At 43.1% G+C, this 15,203-nt stretch carries 12 protein-coding genes and 3 pseudogenes; 6 read left to right on the forward strand and 9 right to left on the reverse strand.

Annotation, left to right across the window (positions count from 1 at the left end; translation table 11 throughout):
• The first annotated feature begins 37 nt into the window (after positions 1-37).
• Both ychF and S7A_RS11200 read left to right on the forward strand, forming a co-directional pair.
• A complete protein-coding gene (gene ychF, locus S7A_RS11195) occupies positions 38-1,129 on the forward strand; it encodes a redox-regulated ATPase YchF (protein ID WP_009090646.1) in 1,092 nt (363 codons plus the stop codon).
• 223 nt (positions 1,130-1,352) lie between these two features.
• A pseudogene (locus tag S7A_RS11200) lies at positions 1,353-2,534 on the forward strand (tyrosine-type recombinase/integrase); the annotation flags it as partial.
• Between the two features lie 117 nt (positions 2,535-2,651).
• Here the strand turns inward: S7A_RS11200 and S7A_RS11205 are convergent.
• The 3 genes from S7A_RS11205 to S7A_RS20825 all read right to left on the reverse strand — a co-directional run bounded on the left by S7A_RS11205 (position 2,652) and on the right by S7A_RS20825 (position 4,209).
• The gene (locus S7A_RS11205) at positions 2,652-2,834 is read right to left on the reverse strand and encodes a hypothetical protein (RefSeq protein ID WP_009090650.1); all 183 of its coding nucleotides are present in this window, start codon (positions 2,832-2,834) and stop codon (positions 2,652-2,654) included.
• Between the two features lie 209 nt (positions 2,835-3,043).
• Complete coding sequence (locus S7A_RS11210; protein ID WP_009090651.1) at positions 3,044-3,376, reverse strand: hypothetical protein; 333 nt, start codon at positions 3,374-3,376, stop codon at positions 3,044-3,046.
• A gap of 203 nt (positions 3,377-3,579) precedes the next feature.
• Positions 3,580-4,209 (reverse strand): Shedu anti-phage system protein SduA domain-containing protein, encoded by a 630-nt coding sequence (locus tag S7A_RS20825; protein ID WP_141629816.1) that lies wholly within the window; start codon positions 4,207-4,209, stop codon positions 3,580-3,582.
• A gap of 670 nt (positions 4,210-4,879) precedes the next feature.
• Here S7A_RS20825 and S7A_RS11220 point away from each other — a divergent pair.
• The 3 genes and pseudogenes from S7A_RS11220 (at position 4,880) to S7A_RS20835 (ending at position 7,512) form a co-directional block, all read left to right on the forward strand.
• Positions 4,880-6,012 (forward strand): annotated as a pseudogene (locus S7A_RS11220) (IS3 family transposase).
• Positions 6,013-6,123: 111 nt separating this feature from the next.
• Positions 6,124-6,381, forward strand: coding sequence for a hypothetical protein (locus S7A_RS21265; RefSeq protein WP_141629817.1), 258 nt, complete (start codon positions 6,124-6,126; stop codon positions 6,379-6,381).
• Between the two features lie 186 nt (positions 6,382-6,567).
• Positions 6,568-7,512: a BsuBI/PstI family type II restriction endonuclease gene (locus S7A_RS20835; RefSeq protein ID WP_237712312.1), complete on the forward strand. Its 945-nt coding sequence runs from the start codon at positions 6,568-6,570 to the stop codon at positions 7,510-7,512.
• Between the two features lie 98 nt (positions 7,513-7,610).
• Here S7A_RS20835 and S7A_RS21630 read toward each other — a convergent pair whose 3' ends face one another.
• The 6 genes from S7A_RS21630 to S7A_RS21510 all read right to left on the reverse strand — a co-directional run bounded on the left by S7A_RS21630 (position 7,611) and on the right by S7A_RS21510 (position 14,156).
• The gene (locus S7A_RS21630) at positions 7,611-8,351 is read right to left on the reverse strand and encodes a hypothetical protein (protein WP_237712313.1); all 741 of its coding nucleotides are present in this window, start codon (positions 8,349-8,351) and stop codon (positions 7,611-7,613) included.
• Positions 8,352-8,507: 156 nt separating this feature from the next.
• Positions 8,508-9,152, reverse strand: a complete 645-nt coding sequence (locus tag S7A_RS21635) for a hypothetical protein (protein ID WP_237712314.1) — start codon at positions 9,150-9,152, stop codon at positions 8,508-8,510.
• A gap of 245 nt (positions 9,153-9,397) precedes the next feature.
• Positions 9,398-11,086, reverse strand: coding sequence for a DUF4365 domain-containing protein (locus tag S7A_RS20840; RefSeq protein WP_083837633.1), 1,689 nt, complete (start codon positions 11,084-11,086; stop codon positions 9,398-9,400).
• 167 nt (positions 11,087-11,253) lie between these two features.
• On the reverse strand, positions 11,254-12,435 hold the full coding sequence (locus S7A_RS21640) for a hypothetical protein (protein ID WP_009090661.1): 1,182 nt from the start codon (positions 12,433-12,435) through the stop codon (positions 11,254-11,256).
• Positions 12,436-13,395: 960 nt separating this feature from the next.
• The gene (locus tag S7A_RS21505; RefSeq protein WP_050544656.1) at positions 13,396-13,644 is read right to left on the reverse strand and encodes a hypothetical protein; all 249 of its coding nucleotides are present in this window, start codon (positions 13,642-13,644) and stop codon (positions 13,396-13,398) included.
• Between the two features lie 5 nt (positions 13,645-13,649).
• Entirely contained in the window at positions 13,650-14,156 is a 507-nt protein-coding gene (locus S7A_RS21510) for a hypothetical protein (protein WP_009090665.1), read from the reverse strand.
• 193 nt (positions 14,157-14,349) lie between these two features.
• Here S7A_RS21510 and istA point away from each other — a divergent pair.
• Positions 14,350-15,159 (forward strand): annotated as a pseudogene (istA, locus tag S7A_RS11250) (IS21 family transposase); the annotation flags it as partial.
• Positions 15,160-15,203: the final 44 nt, after the last annotated feature.

A 15,203-nucleotide genomic window follows, 5' to 3' on the forward strand; every position in this document is an offset into this window, starting at 1 on the left:
GGCGCACTGTCCATCCAGTTATAAAGGGTATCAAACCATGGGATTCAAATGCGGTATCGTGGGCCTGCCGAACGTCGGTAAATCCACTCTGTTTAACGCGCTGACCAAAGCGGGTATCGAAGCGGCTAACTTCCCCTTCTGCACCATTGAGCCTAACACGGGCGTGGTGCCCATGCCTGACCTGCGTCTCGACCAGCTCTCTGAGATTGTTAAGCCGCAGCGCGTGGTGCCGACTACCATGGAATTCGTCGATATCGCGGGTCTGGTGAAAGGCGCGTCTAAGGGTGAAGGCCTGGGTAACCAGTTCCTGACCAACATCCGTGAAACCGAAGCGATCGGTCACGTGGTGCGCTGCTTTGAAAATGACAACATCATCCACGTCGCGGGTAAAGTAAACCCGGCGGAAGATATCGACGTGATTAACACTGAGCTGGCACTTTCTGACCTTGATACCTGTGAGCGTGCGATTCAGCGTGTGCAGAAGAAAGCCAAAGGCGGCGACAAAGATGCGAAAGCCGAGCTGGCTGCGCTGGAAAAATGCCTGCCGCACCTTTCTGAAGCGGGCATGCTGCGCTCTCTGAATCTGGATGCCGATGAGAAAGCGGCGATTCGCTATCTGAGCTTCCTGACCCTGAAACCGACCATGTACATTGCTAACGTTAATGAAGACGGTTTTGAGAACAACCCCTATCTGGATCAGGTTCGCGCTATCGCAGCATCGGAAGGTTCAGTGGTGGTACCGGTGTGTGCCGCAGTGGAATCTGATATCGCCGAGCTGGAAGATGAAGAGCGTGACGAGTTCATGGCGGAGCTGGGACTGGAAGAGCCGGGCCTGAACCGCGTGATCCGCGCCGGTTACGCCCTGCTGAATCTGCAGACCTATTTCACCGCAGGCGTGAAAGAAGTGCGTGCCTGGACTATCCCGGTGGGCGCGACTGCCCCTCAGGCTGCCGGTAAAATTCACACCGACTTCGAAAAAGGCTTTATCCGCGCGCAGACCATTGCATTTGATGACTTTATCGCCTGCAAGGGTGAACAGGGTGCGAAAGAAGCTGGAAAGATGCGTTCAGAAGGGAAAGAGTACATCGTGAAAGATGGCGATGTGATGAACTTCCTGTTTAACGTCTGATTAAAATCTGCTGTTTCATGGGGTTTGATTGAGTCTCATGAGCGCCGGAAAAAACTTTAAATCCACGCAATTGCGTGGATTTTTCATTTAACAGTGTCTCGAATCATCTCTTCGCAACGCAGTTAAAAACGAGTAGGTTGATGAGTGCGATTTTCTTCCATTTTCATTTAAGTGAGTACAATAACGGCATAATGAATAAACATGGCCCCGTTATGCTCACCATACCCAATGCCGCGCTGCCAGACCGAAAGAAAAACTCCATCGACTCGAAGATTTAAATGGTCTCTACCTCGAAGTGAAACCCAATGGCAAAAAGGCCTGCCGCTATCGGTTTCCACTCAACGGCAAATCCAGCATGTTCGCGTTGGGTGAGTGCCCGAAGGTCAAATGTGCCAAAGCTCGCGAGAAATGTGAGCAAGCGCGTAAACAAGTCGCGAATGGAGTTAGCCCGATACAGACTCGCTAATTAGATAAGATCCGTAAGGTCAACGACGCATCCAACACCTTTGAGTTAATAGCCAAAGAGTGGTTGCAGATGAAAGACTGGGCCGAAATCACCAAAACACGCCGACTGGATATGCTTGAACGTGTGGTTTTCCCCGCAATCGGTAAGCTCCCTGTCAGAGATATCACCCCACACCACATTCTTAAGATTCTTCAGGAAACCGCTAAACGCGGCGCTCCGACTGTTACCGCTGAAGCCCGACGTACCATTTCATCGGTTTTCGAGTTGGCAGTAGCAACGCTTAGAGCTGACAGCGATCCTGTCTGGCCTGTACGCAAGGCGCTTCCGGCGAATAAGACACAGCACAAACAGGCATTGAACCCACAGCAAATCGGGAAGCTATTAAGCTGTTTTGATAACAGTCGCGGCTCATATCAGGTTAACTATTGCATGTGGCTAATGTGGTGGACGCTGGCGCGGCCAGCCGAAGCCACCGAGGCTGAATGGGCAGAATTCGATCTCGATAATGCGCTATGGACCATTCCGGCGACGCGCATGAAAGCTCGTAGGGAACATGTTATTCCCCTCCCCTCTCAAGCCGTCAACATGCTCAAAACGCTACAGGGATTAACCGGGCACCGACAGCACCTTTTTCCGGGACGAGATAACCCACGTGGCCCGATGACATCACACTCGCTGCGTCAGCTACTTAAAAGCCTCGGCTGGAGCGGAACTTATAGTCCACATGCAACCAGAACTACAGGAAGTACCCGTTTAAACGAGATGGGCTATCGGCCTGATGCTATCGAGGCTCAGCTTGCGCACGCTGATACCAACAATGTTCGCCGCACTTACAACCATGCCACTTACATTGATGAGCGGAAAGCGATGATGCAGGAATGGGCGGATAAACTTGATGGATGGGTAGGCAGTACTGATAGCAGCGTTGATGTTTCATAAACGATGATGCATTGGTGTTTCATCATTGATTAATATAATTAATTTGTGATTATTCAAAATAACCTATAATTCTACCTACATTACGTGTAGAGCATAAATAACCGATGTTGATTAACCTCAATTAAGCGTCACTATCAAGCCACCGAAATTTTCACATGCCCTGGCTTCATATAGCTGACAGGAGATACCCAGGCGCTGCGCGGCGATCTGCGTTGTCAGGTGCCGATCGACAACACCCTGAATGATTTTAAGTCGGATAACTTCATTCAAGGAAAAAAACTCAGCTGCATGAGCCATCATCAGAATCCCTCGATGGTGAGTCTACGTGACGAACACTTTAACTTAGCCCAGAGCGGACATTATAGCTTTGCTGTTACATTGATAGTCAAAGCTCAGTGAAAATGTCTAATCACTGGCTCGTCAGAAATGTCCATATATCGAAAAGGCCGCTGCGGAAAACCTTACCGCGGCAGCCTCTTTAGCATAACGTCATTGTGCTAACCATATTATTAATATGGAGGATGTCCAACTTTATTCCAATATTGTTGCTTAAGCTTTTGTATTTCCTGATGAAAATGATTCTGTAAAAAATGAAACCCTGGTGCTTCATCATTATAATATAAATTATATCCGTTAAAATTAGCCTCAAAAAAATAACTTGTATCGTTGAATAAAGTAATAATGACAGATTGCCACCCTAAAAAATCTACATTTATCACATCATAAATTGCATTTTGAATGGTATTTCCAGCATCTATTTTAGATAGGGCTGGTACAATTATAGAATTTTTTTCATATGCGGTTTGATAAGTTACGTTAAAAAACTGTGCTTTATCAGCCATTTGCTTTACTCCTGCCATATATTGTTAATATATGGTGACTTTGGGAAGGTTGTGATCGATGGCTTTAACATTATAACTAATATAACTATTGCTATGATGTTTGTTTTTATCAGTATCATCGTGCAGCGACTGGTTTATTCTATATGTTGTTGGTGTCATCCATGTGAATATTCCGTCATCAACATAACTTTCTGACAATATATCTATATAATTATTTGTTTTTTAGCAACGTATAATTTCTTATGGTCATTTATATTAACAGCTAAGTTATCATATGATATAATTTTAAAATCCTCTCGCTCCATGCTTCTTATTTTACCTTTCCTTAATTCATTACCTTCATATTCAGCCCTGCGGCCATGAACAAGCAAATACTTAACATTCAACGGGTTGCGTTGCATTTGTGAAGGAACTAAAACACTTGACAATGAATTTTGTTTTAAGGATTCTAAATTTGCAGGAGTATCAACCCATGCTCTCCAATCATTCATTTGCTGATAGGCTTTAAGAAAATCCCCATGAAATTCTGTAGTGTTGCCAACAAAATATTTTGATGAGGGTTTTTCGATTTCAATTAAAACAACATTCCAGTTATCACTGCTTTTAGCTAGATATAAAAAATCAGGTTTATAGTCACTTGATAAAGGATACTTTCTAAAAACCATTGCTAAATGTAATCCATGGTTTTGAATGAATTCCCTTGGAATAAATTCCGTATTACCCTCTAAATACTCTTGATAAACTTGTTCTTTTTCATTTTTATCTAGCAAAGATAAAAATTCAGTGCGTTTGGCTTCGGCTTCTGTTGGGGTTAAATATATAGAAGGTGACATTTTATACCTTTATAAAACATTAATTCAAAACCCCCATGCTGTACTACGTGGGTAGCCTGTCTAACTTTGCTATATGGTGTAGATTTTGATCACAAAGCAGTTCGGGGTTCTGTGACATCCGAGCTTCACCCAGGTTCCCCGGCGCTTTACTTTGTATATCATATCATTGAAGCTATTTCTTATACCAAAAATTTCGCCAGAACGTGACTGCAATGCATTCAACGCATCTATGTTGATGCAGCCGACGTGTTGCATTGCGTGAGTAATGCAGCACACCCGCCCCCCTGGAGATGATCTTATTCCAATAATCAATTAGCTGATGGCAGTCATAAGACCGCCATCATGCCGGTTCAACCCCGACGCTTACGCTTCGGCCGTAGTTGTTCGCGCCTTGTTAATCGCCGGGAATCACGTTTCCTGTTCCGCTTTGATTCGACAAACTGGCTTACAGCCATCTCTTTCTTCGTTGCTTTCTCAGGCTTCAAATCTGCGATTGCTGTACCCAGTACAGCAACACAAGAAGGCCAGTAAGCCCAGACTTCATTCTTGTTGAATAGCTCCGTTTCATACGTTACCAGCGTCCTTTTTAACCTTCGCGACATACGGTTGTTTGGACTGCCCCCACCCCGGTAGACGATCCTGCCCTATAGTTTGAGCATCGGAGAAGCGTATGGGCACACCACGATTTACACCTGAATTTAAGGAAGAAGCCGTCCGACAGATAACGGAACGCGGTTATTCCGTTGCTGAAGTATCTGACCGTCTAGGCGTTTCCGCATACAGGCTCTATAAGTGGTTACGGGCTATCAAGCCTGATAACAGCGAACAGCATGCCCGGGATTTACTGGAAGCCAAAAGCGAGATCCTGAAACTACGAGCGCAGCTAAAACGCACCGAAGAAGAACTGGATATCCTGAAAAAGGCCGCGCGGTACTTTGCTAGGGAGCCCTACTGAAGTACCGCTTTATCAATGAACACCGCACTGTATGGGGTGTGATGACGATGTGTCGGGTACTGAATGTCGCCCGGGCCAAGTTCTACGCGTGGCTGCACAACCCGGTCTCGGCGCGTGATAAAGATAACCAGCGTCTGTTGATGCTTATCCGTGACTCATCACTGAACGGAGGCGTATACGGTTACCGGCGGGTTCATGGCGAGCTGAACGAAATCGGGGAAACTTGCGGCAAAAACCGGGTGGGTCGTATTATGCAACAGAACCGGATCAAAGCCGTGCGCGGCTATAAAGCACCAGGCCGTATCGCCGGCAGACCTTCCGTTGTTGCCCCTAATCGCGTGCAGCGGCAGTTTACTGTTACCCGGGCCAGTCAGGTCTGGGTAACCGATATTATTTATATCCGCACCTGGCAGGGATGTTTGTATCTGGCGGTGGTTATCGATCTCTTCGCCCGTAACGTGGTTGGCTGGTCGATGAAGCCCACTCTCTCACGCGAACTGGCGCTGGACGCATTGATGATGGCCGTATAGCGTCGAAAACCGGATGGCGAGGTTATCGTACATAGCGATCAGGGCAGTCAGTACGGCAGCGACGACTGGCAACGGTTCTGTCGGGCCAATAATCTGGCACCCAGTATGAGCCGGCATGGCAACTGCTGGGATAATGCGGTGGCCGAATCGTTCTTCAGTTCACTGAAAAAAGAACGGATCAGGAAAAGAATATACAAAACCCGGGATCGGGCCCGGGCCGATATCTTCGATTACATTGAAGTGTCCTACAACCGGGCCCGGCGTCACAGTCATCTCGGTGGCGTCAGTCCGGAGGCCTTCGAACAGACCTCGTCGTGAGGATAGAATTTGTCTATTGTCGTGGGGCCAGTCCATCCATAAAAATGAGTTCCTGAATTAGTCGAGTTGTTGATAAGATCAATACTCATCATAGAAGATTGGAATCAGCTCATGGACAAACAAGCTTGGAAACAAAAGGCGTATAACGTTGTAGTAAACGTAGCCAGGACAAATCAAGAGTTTACACCTGACGAAATCTGGGCGGCTGGCCTCGAAAAACCAGTGGAAGCCAGAGCTTTAGGTGGAGTGATGGGCCGCGCCAGAAAAGAAGGATTGATTGAAAAAACAGGTCGTGTCAGACCGACTACTCAGCCTGAGAGTCATGCAACTGATGTAACTATCTGGAAATCAAATATTTTTGAAGTTTAATCTACACTAGATTTACCAACCGCCAGCAAAGTCTGTATCACAACAATGCAGCTATCTAGTGATATAGATAGCTGTCGTATCAATTAAGCTAATAATGCATGGGCAAGTAAACATAGATTTAAGTTGCCGCTCTTACTCGATAGTTAGCCCATTGCTTGGCTTAAGTTAATTTTGAGGGATTAAGACGTGGGTATAGAGGATGATGCGATTGCTCGTCGCAAAGAAGCTCAGGAGAAAGGGGCGAAGATTGTTCCTGATTGCTATCAAGGCGTAACGAAACAACGAGTAAGTGACGTGCTGGCGGTAATAGATCGATGCACAGATAACATGATTGATGTTGTCTTCTCGCTTCTTTGTGATGAGCCAAGTTGGTATAAAAAAGCTGCTAAAAATGGGTACAGATTTTGCGATGGTGCATCGGTCGCACATATAGGTACACACGTTGGAATTCTTCAACGTGGAGGAAACTTGAAGCTAGACCGTGAAGGGCGAGACTATTGGCTAAAACCCCTTTGGGAAATCGGTGCAATAGAAAAGGTATACCTTGACTCTAAAGATGGAATATTTAGACCGGGCCATCCTATAGCAAAATCTTCAAATTCAGCTTATCGTCTTGCAACAGATTTCATGGTTATCCTTCAAGCTCCTGATAATCAATGGAAGGAACTCGCTCAAGGTTGGGTGCAAATTGATATGCAACGTGAACGACTTGCGCTACAAGCTGCTCAAGCTCTAGCAACAGCTAATACTGTTGAAAGCGCGCATTCCCGATTAATTAAGGCGAGTTATGAAATATATGCCACTCGTTTTTTACCTGGTTACGAAGTTATCTATATTGATGATGGTGACGGTGATCGTATCACAAGCGAACAACAAAATGTACTGACTGATGCAGGTGTTACTATTGCTATACATGATTCAATGCCAGATATTCTTCTATTGAATCGCAAAAATAACAGTCTCTGGGTTATCGAAGCAGTAACAAGCGATGGTGAAGTAGATATACATAAAATAGAAAGCATGCGAGCATTTGCTTTAAGGAATGGGAAAGCAGATATTGGTTTTACTACAACTTATCCAACATGGAAAAAAGCAGCAGAACGTCAATCATTATTAAAAAAACCTTGCTGATAGCTCGTATGTGTGGATATTAGAAGATCCGTCAAGAAACATACAAATTAATCAGACAATATAGATCAAAAGCCGAGTATTAATACTCGGCTTTTCTTCTAATTAGATACTCTTAAGTCAGCAACGAGCTCATCAAAAAGTTGTTGATCGAACTGCTGGGCTTGTTTACCTATACTAATTAACTGCTCACGGTTTGGATAACGAAGTGTATACAAATCAGTAGCATTAACTTGTGTATGACCATTGAACTGACGAAAATACTGATCAAAAATATGGCTATTCAAATACACCCATAATCCTTTGGCAATATCCATCTCTAAAGGCTGACCATTGGAATGTAAGTAATTTGTTTTGTTCTCAAATCCAACCACAGCCACATTTGCTAAGTCTTTTGTATATAGCACTGCGACAATGCGGCGTTTTTCTTCTTTAGATGTCAACCGCTTAATCAAAATGTAAGTTCCATTAGGAACCAATAGTTTCTCAGTTTCTTTATTTAAGACAATCGCATTAGGTTTTTTTTTGCTTATAACCGGATATTCAATCAACCCATTATTGAAATGCATTGGATAAATAAGTGGCACTGTATTCTCTTCTGGATTATCTCGAAGGTTTTGCTTTGTCCTAAAATCAACTGCTTTTCCAGTGCTCACTTCAATGCCAAGATCTGCTAATGAACATGGCATTCCCCCAATACGACTTGCAATATCAGCTTGTTCATCATTTGTAACAATATGAATAAATCTCTCAGGGTTATTTTCATTAACGACTTCATTAAAATCAGCTATGCGAACAGCGGGATTGGGATCGTTAGCACATGTACTCGAAATAATCTCCACTAACCCTGCTGTTCATTCTTTATTATATGAAAGATAACATTTTCCTGAAGAACCTTATCGCCTTTAAAGGCACTAGTTCGGCTCTCAAATATGTGAAGTTTATTTAAATTGTTTCCAGCAAGAATGAATCGACGAAAATCACTAAAGTATGGACCATTACAGAAACTGCGTGGAGTTATCGCAACAAGCTCCCCCCCCACTATCCAAGAGCATTAACGCTAGCGCAACAAAACAGGAATATAAATTTCCAGTTTCGACACCAACGCTCCGCAACAGTTTACGCTCTACACTTGATGCTGAAATTTTTAAATAAGGAGGATTTAGAATAGCCTTATTAGATAAAAAAACTTTTTGACCAAGATTTCTCTGTTTAATTAAAGTTACCGCATGGCTTATAAAGTCGACACAATTAACATTTGAATGCCAAGTGACCTCAGATTCAACAGCCGCCTGCTCACATAACTTCAAAGAGTCATTTAGATTTTTAACCAATACATTTTCAAGTTCCCATACATTCGCATTTATGGCGGTTGGTGAGAAATCATTCAAAGCCCTTTCAACTAATGCCGTAGTTAAAGAGCCGACACCAGCTCCAGCATCAATAATGCTTAACTCACCATTTAAATGACGAAATTTTGTAGCAAGAATACGAGCAGCTGAAGCGGGTGTCATAAACTGCCCTTTCTGACCACGCGTATCTTCATCTAAATGGCTATTGGCCTGTATCCGACATTTATCAACAGCATCAAGAAGCCCATATAGCGCATTATTCTTCGTTTCTAAAGTTGCATTTTCAACCATACCCACCTAACTGTATATAAAAACAGTATATCAACTTTTTTATTTTTTTCAATTCATATTAGCATACTACACAGTGTTATATAAATGGTGTATTTACATAAACACTAGCTATTCCACTTAGTTGTCAAGATATATTTCCCCAAAAAACTTGAGTATTTTCATTGTATTATATCCCTTATTAACCTTGATATTTGAAAAAGATAAATACTCATCAAAAATTAAACAGATAGAATTTATATAGTTCATCAAAAAAAACCTGTAGAAATATAACATGAAGGGTTCAATGAAATATTAATAGATAATATACTCCGCCCATCACAATCAAAAACTATAACATCTACTTGATACTGAACACCCGTATCTTCCAAAAGAACACTCAGTTTACTCAAAATAAAATCATTATTATAAACCTCAATAAACTCACCATCAATTTCAAACAATTTCTGAAATGAAACCGACCTTCCGCTATGATCTAAAGGCATCCCACTTATATAATTAAATGGTTCTATCATAACTTTCTCTGGAAGGTTTTTATCATCAACACCAAAGAAACCATATATGAAATCATCTATTATATAATTTCCTTTTTCACCGGGCAGTACATTAATAACTCCAGAATCTTGCAGCATACTTTCAACCTTTCCTTTTTCAAAGGTTTTCCATTCATTATTGTTTGGATATATGCCTATCTCTGGTAAAAACATTGAATCACATATAATTCCGAAAATAGAATCCTCTTCATAACTTTTTAGCTCTATCTCTTTGAACCCTAACGCAATATCATTTAATATATCATTTAGTTTCTCTACATCAGTTTTTAAGCATTTCCATGAGATAAAATTCCCTGATATTTGATTGCGCTGTTGTTTTAAATACTCTCTGAATACTGGAGTTGTAGGAATTGAAGAATAAACCTGGACAGCTATATCGAACTCAGGCTCAATTGAATAATTCTTACCCCAGCTTGCTGCCTTTGCTGCGATTTGATTTATAAACCCTTCGGGAACTTTAAAGGAATAGTCGAAGTCATAAAAACAACTTCCATTTATCTTAGAAAAACTAATCCAGTCTGTTAATTCTTTACGCCAATTTGAATCAACCTTTTTATTAGAATCATATAACTTCACAGGAGATACAATAAATGATATCCATTCATTATCACTTAATGGGAACTCTATATTAAGAAAAAAATCCTTCAATTTATTATAAAATTCTTCTATACTTTCCAGATCACAAGTAACATACCATCCATTTAGATACTGCCCATTCAAACTCTTTATTGCTGTTAACCATGATGGTAACTTTTCATAATCCATCGATTTAAAGTCAAAGTATACACCATCAAATTCTGAATTAATAAAAGAAAAATCACATAAAGGAATAGAATAATAAAATGGCATAATTACAGGTACAACATGACATGATAAGGATGGCGAATTAATCATTAAAATCTTTGAATAATACTGGCTTATTGATTTTTCTAATAAGTTCTTCGTGAGCTGCAAATCGTTTTCATCAACAAAAAGGGATATTGTGGCACTTTTTGCATTTAGAACTTTAGCTCTCACCTGATTATTTATATGTGTCCAATAAACCTTATCTGCTAGATTATCATAGACAGCAAGAATTATCGGATAATAGCATTCACTCCAGAATAAACATAATCCGACATCTAATGATACGCTATACCCCCCTGATTTTAACTTTCTCACTTGGCCATCTTTACTATAGAAAGATTTAACCTGACATCTAAAGTTAAGTGCGGTTCTGGAATTATTAACAAATATATCGATTGATATATCCTCGCCATAATCACTTTGAACAATATCTGCCGTCCACCCCCACTTTTTAAATATAAGCGCGGCTGTTGATTGACCGACATCACCGACAATATGGTTTTTAGGTCTTAATGGCATTCTTGGTTCTTTTCCCATGTATATACAGCCCTTACAAATTTTTAACAATTCTAGAGCAGCTACGTTATAAATAGCCACGAATTTAAATAATAGGTCGGTGTGATCTTTAAACTAGCACCGCTGCATTCGCTCACTTTCAAAAGTTCGATATTGCCAAAATTGTCTGTAACTATTTACTATCTAACTTAATAATATTTGCAATGCTTTATTTTAATCAAAAGGTATGGGTGGCACCAGTCAATTACCTCTTCGTAGGTCACAAATCCATCGTGCTCCAGTGCGCAAACACCCTTGTGACTGATGACGTAATCGTATACGGCCTGGCTTTCCAGACCCTGTAACATGTGCGACAGCAGTTTACGTCGCATCACATCCAACTTCCAACGTTTACGCGCTACCATATCTTTGTAAGTGATATTGAAGGGTTGCCCTACCGCGTTGGTAACGCATTTGCCATAACGATTGGTTTTAGCTTTGCCTTCATAATGATCTAACAGTAAAGCCAGATCTTGCCGTAGAGGTTCCAGAAGGTGCTTCCAGCGTTCCAGTACTCGCTTTGCTTCTGTCTTACCTAGCTCACGATTCAACAAGCGCCGTGTACTGGATTTAAAAGAAAGTGTAACGAACCCAGCATTGAATACACTGGAAAACCTAAATTGCTTCACCAGCTCCTCAGCGACACGCAATAATCGGCAGATATATTGAGTTTCCAGTACTTCCAGCGACTTGGCTGAAATGCCAATACTCAACAGCTCATGTCGTAGTATCTCAAGCTGGCATCCCTTGATGTCATAATTATGCCCTCGCGCCAAACACGCCCACTTCATGCCAGAAGGTAGACTTTGAAAGCCAGTGCCAATCTCAAAGGATCGCCCGCCCATGTACGCAGTCTTATAAGATTGCCTGTAAGATACCGTCAACGGTGATTCCTTCACCAAATTCACGCCTGTTTCCGCCAGTCGCGACAGGAAGTTGAAAATGAATATTTTGTTCTTCTTGGTAGGGTTCTCGTTATAGTAATCCAGCAGTGCATCCAGATTGATTTCCAGCGGTTCAAGGCTGTTCCAGACCCTCACTACCCGTTCCCTGAAGGCAACGTTTGGGATATCGCGTTTCGACTGTTTATGTTTGGCACGCTGCCCACGATCAATGGCAATCCCAATTAGTTCATCAAATGAGTAACTTTTACGCTTGGTGAAAATGTCAGTCAGATAATGGTAACGATCCTGACGGCTAAGGTATGCCTCGCGGTTGTTGCCAAATAACTTACGCAGAAAACGCTGAGAAATAGAATATTCCCGGCATGAGCGTCGAGCATTGGAATACCCGGTTAGTTTGATAATTCCCGCGCTTGCCAGTGCCTCCATTGCACGTTCATTGGTCGGCCCACTTTTCTTGAATACTCCAGGGAGTTTCGCCCTACCCAGCTCAAAGGGTACTGGCACAGAATAAGACCATTTTTTATTCGCCTTAATATTTGCTTTTTTCTTTTTTTACGACTATAGGTCAACACACAAATAACATGCTGAAGGAATACTGCTATATTACGAAAAAATGGACGTCGCAGACTTAGCACACCATTATTAGGAATACTGAAAACAACTTCTTTGAAATAATCCAGCGTTGAATCTGTCACAAGAATATTTTTATGGGTAATGTATGGTTTCATAATCCACCTGTATATTGAGGTCAAAGCACCATGCCCTGACCCCGTTTATTTGCAACTGAATTACTCAAATCATATGTGAACCCAACAAGGTTCAGATGCTAGATAATGACCATATATATTGGAGGCTGGAGCCTCATGATAGCTGATGCTAGATAATGGCTATAGTATGTAATGACACATATACAATAACATAGAGATAGAGTGTATACAGAGCATAATAGACACGTGTATATACCCTGTAGAGGCAAGTAGCGAATAAATATCAGCTTAGCCAGAATGGGATTAGCGGATACGTAAAACGTTACCGGTTATTAGGCGGTGTAACTCTCTCCCGGTAATATTCAACAGCGGTTTTAGCCACATGTTATTTTATGAATTTAATTCTTTTGAAACCTCAACTTTCATAAAAACGCAGCTACTTGCCAATGTCAGAATCAGGGAAAGCCATCGCCGATTTTGCACTACCATTGTACGAGATGTCGATTTCAGGTTAAACCGTACCTGTAGTTAGCAGGTCAGCCACAGCAAAATCCGACAACGCTGGACGGTCAAAAGACGGTCATTTCCCAGATTTAATTTTCTCCTGACCTTTTAGGCTTGCCGTTGAACAACTCACAGATTAGGATGCAGCATCCCTGCCGCAACGCCATGGCGCTTATTACCCGCGAGATTTAAGCCATTTTTTACGGATGTCAGGTTGCCAATACTGCGGCTGTCCCAAAATACCCAGCTTCTCGACAACCAGTGGAAGTTTATGCCAGATAGCCTCTGCATCAAACAAGTCCACCAGATACCTTTTCATCACCTTATCTACTCGTTTTTTAGCTGCCTCTTTGCTCGGACTAACAGCCCTGCCATTCAACCCACTGGCCGGACGGAACGTTTTACGAACACGGGTGACAGTCATACGTTTCAAAGTTTGGCAAAGTCTGGATCCAGCTTGCGATCCCTGATTAACTTACGGTCATAGAATGCCAAACGTGACACCAGATTCTCCATTTGCGACAGGTTACTCAGCATCAGTTTCTGCTTACCTGGAGACAGACGCAGCTCCAGACGTAAAAAACACTCATGTTGGCTTTCATCCAGTGTTAGCTGAGCTGTTGCCCGACGTTCTTCAAGGCTCAACTCAGGGGCGTTCACTTTCTCGTATATCGAAGCTACGACGGTGGTAGTCCCTAGCCGCATACCTTCCTGCTTGCCATAAGGATCATTGAAATCACCATCATGAACTTTGGCAAGACCAATCAGAAAGTCATGCAGCTTCATCCCCATCACATCCAGCGCGTAATGGATGGTCGTGACCCATGAGTTACGCAATCCCTGGTACAGGTATTTACCAATACGGCCTTTACGCCCCAACCAAATGACTAAGTCGCTCATCTGTTCAGCTAGATAGTGTTGGGGGCTTAATTCCATTCGCACGGCACCGCGTATCCTGTTTGTTGGCCCAAAGTAGACCATCAGTAGAACTGGGTGATGTTTAGACTTGTTTGCCAGGCGGATTTCAACTACCCAGCGGTAGATATTACCAACGGTGCAAAACTGATCCACCCCAGCGGTTGAAAATTGATCCGGGGGTTAATCTGCTCCTCTGAATACAGGGGAGCTTATGATCACTTTTGAGATTCGTATGGAAATTAAAGTCCTGCACAAGCGGGGAATGAGTATCCGGGCCATCGCAAGGGAGCTGGGTATTTCGCGCAATACTGTCCGCAGCCACCTGAAAGCCAAATCTGAAAAGCCTCAGTATTCACCACGCCCGGCACCATCATCACTGCTCGATGAATACCGTGATTACATCTCTAAGCGGATCAGCGATGCGCATCCCTACAAAATCCCGGCGACCGTTATTGCCAAGGAAATCATGGAGCTGGGCTATCGTGGAGGGCTGACTATCCTGAGAGAGTTCATCCGCAAACAGACCCTGCCAGCACAGGCAGAACCGGTCGTTCGCTTCGAAACCGAGCCAGGGCGGCAGATGCAGGTTGACTGGGGAACCATGCGAAACGGCAAGTCCCCCCTGCATGTGTTCGTCGCCGTTCTGGGATACAGCAGGATGCTGTACATTGAGTTCACTGACAACATGCGCTACGACACCCTGGAAGCCTGTCACCGCAATGCGTTCAGCTTCTTCGGCGGTGAACCGCGGGAAGTCCTGTACGACAATATGAAAAAGGTGGTGCTGCAGCTTGATGCTTACCAGACAGGGCAGCACCGGTTCCATCCTTCCCTGTGGTAGTTCGGCAAAGAGATGGGCTTCTCTCCCCGCCTGTGCCGTCCCTTCAGGGCGCAGACTAAGGGCAAGGTGGAGAGGATGGTGCAGTACACCCGCAACAGCTTCTATATCCCGTTAATGACACGCCTGCGTCCGATGGGGATCACCGTCGATGTTGAAACCGCAAACCGTTACGGCCTGCGCTGACTGTACGATGTGGCCAATCAACGTAAGCATGAAACTACCCT

The sequence above is a fragment of the Pantoea sp. Sc1 genome (assembly GCF_000255315.1).
In the GTDB taxonomy this organism is placed as follows: domain Bacteria; phylum Pseudomonadota; class Gammaproteobacteria; order Enterobacterales; family Enterobacteriaceae; genus Pantoea; species Pantoea anthophila.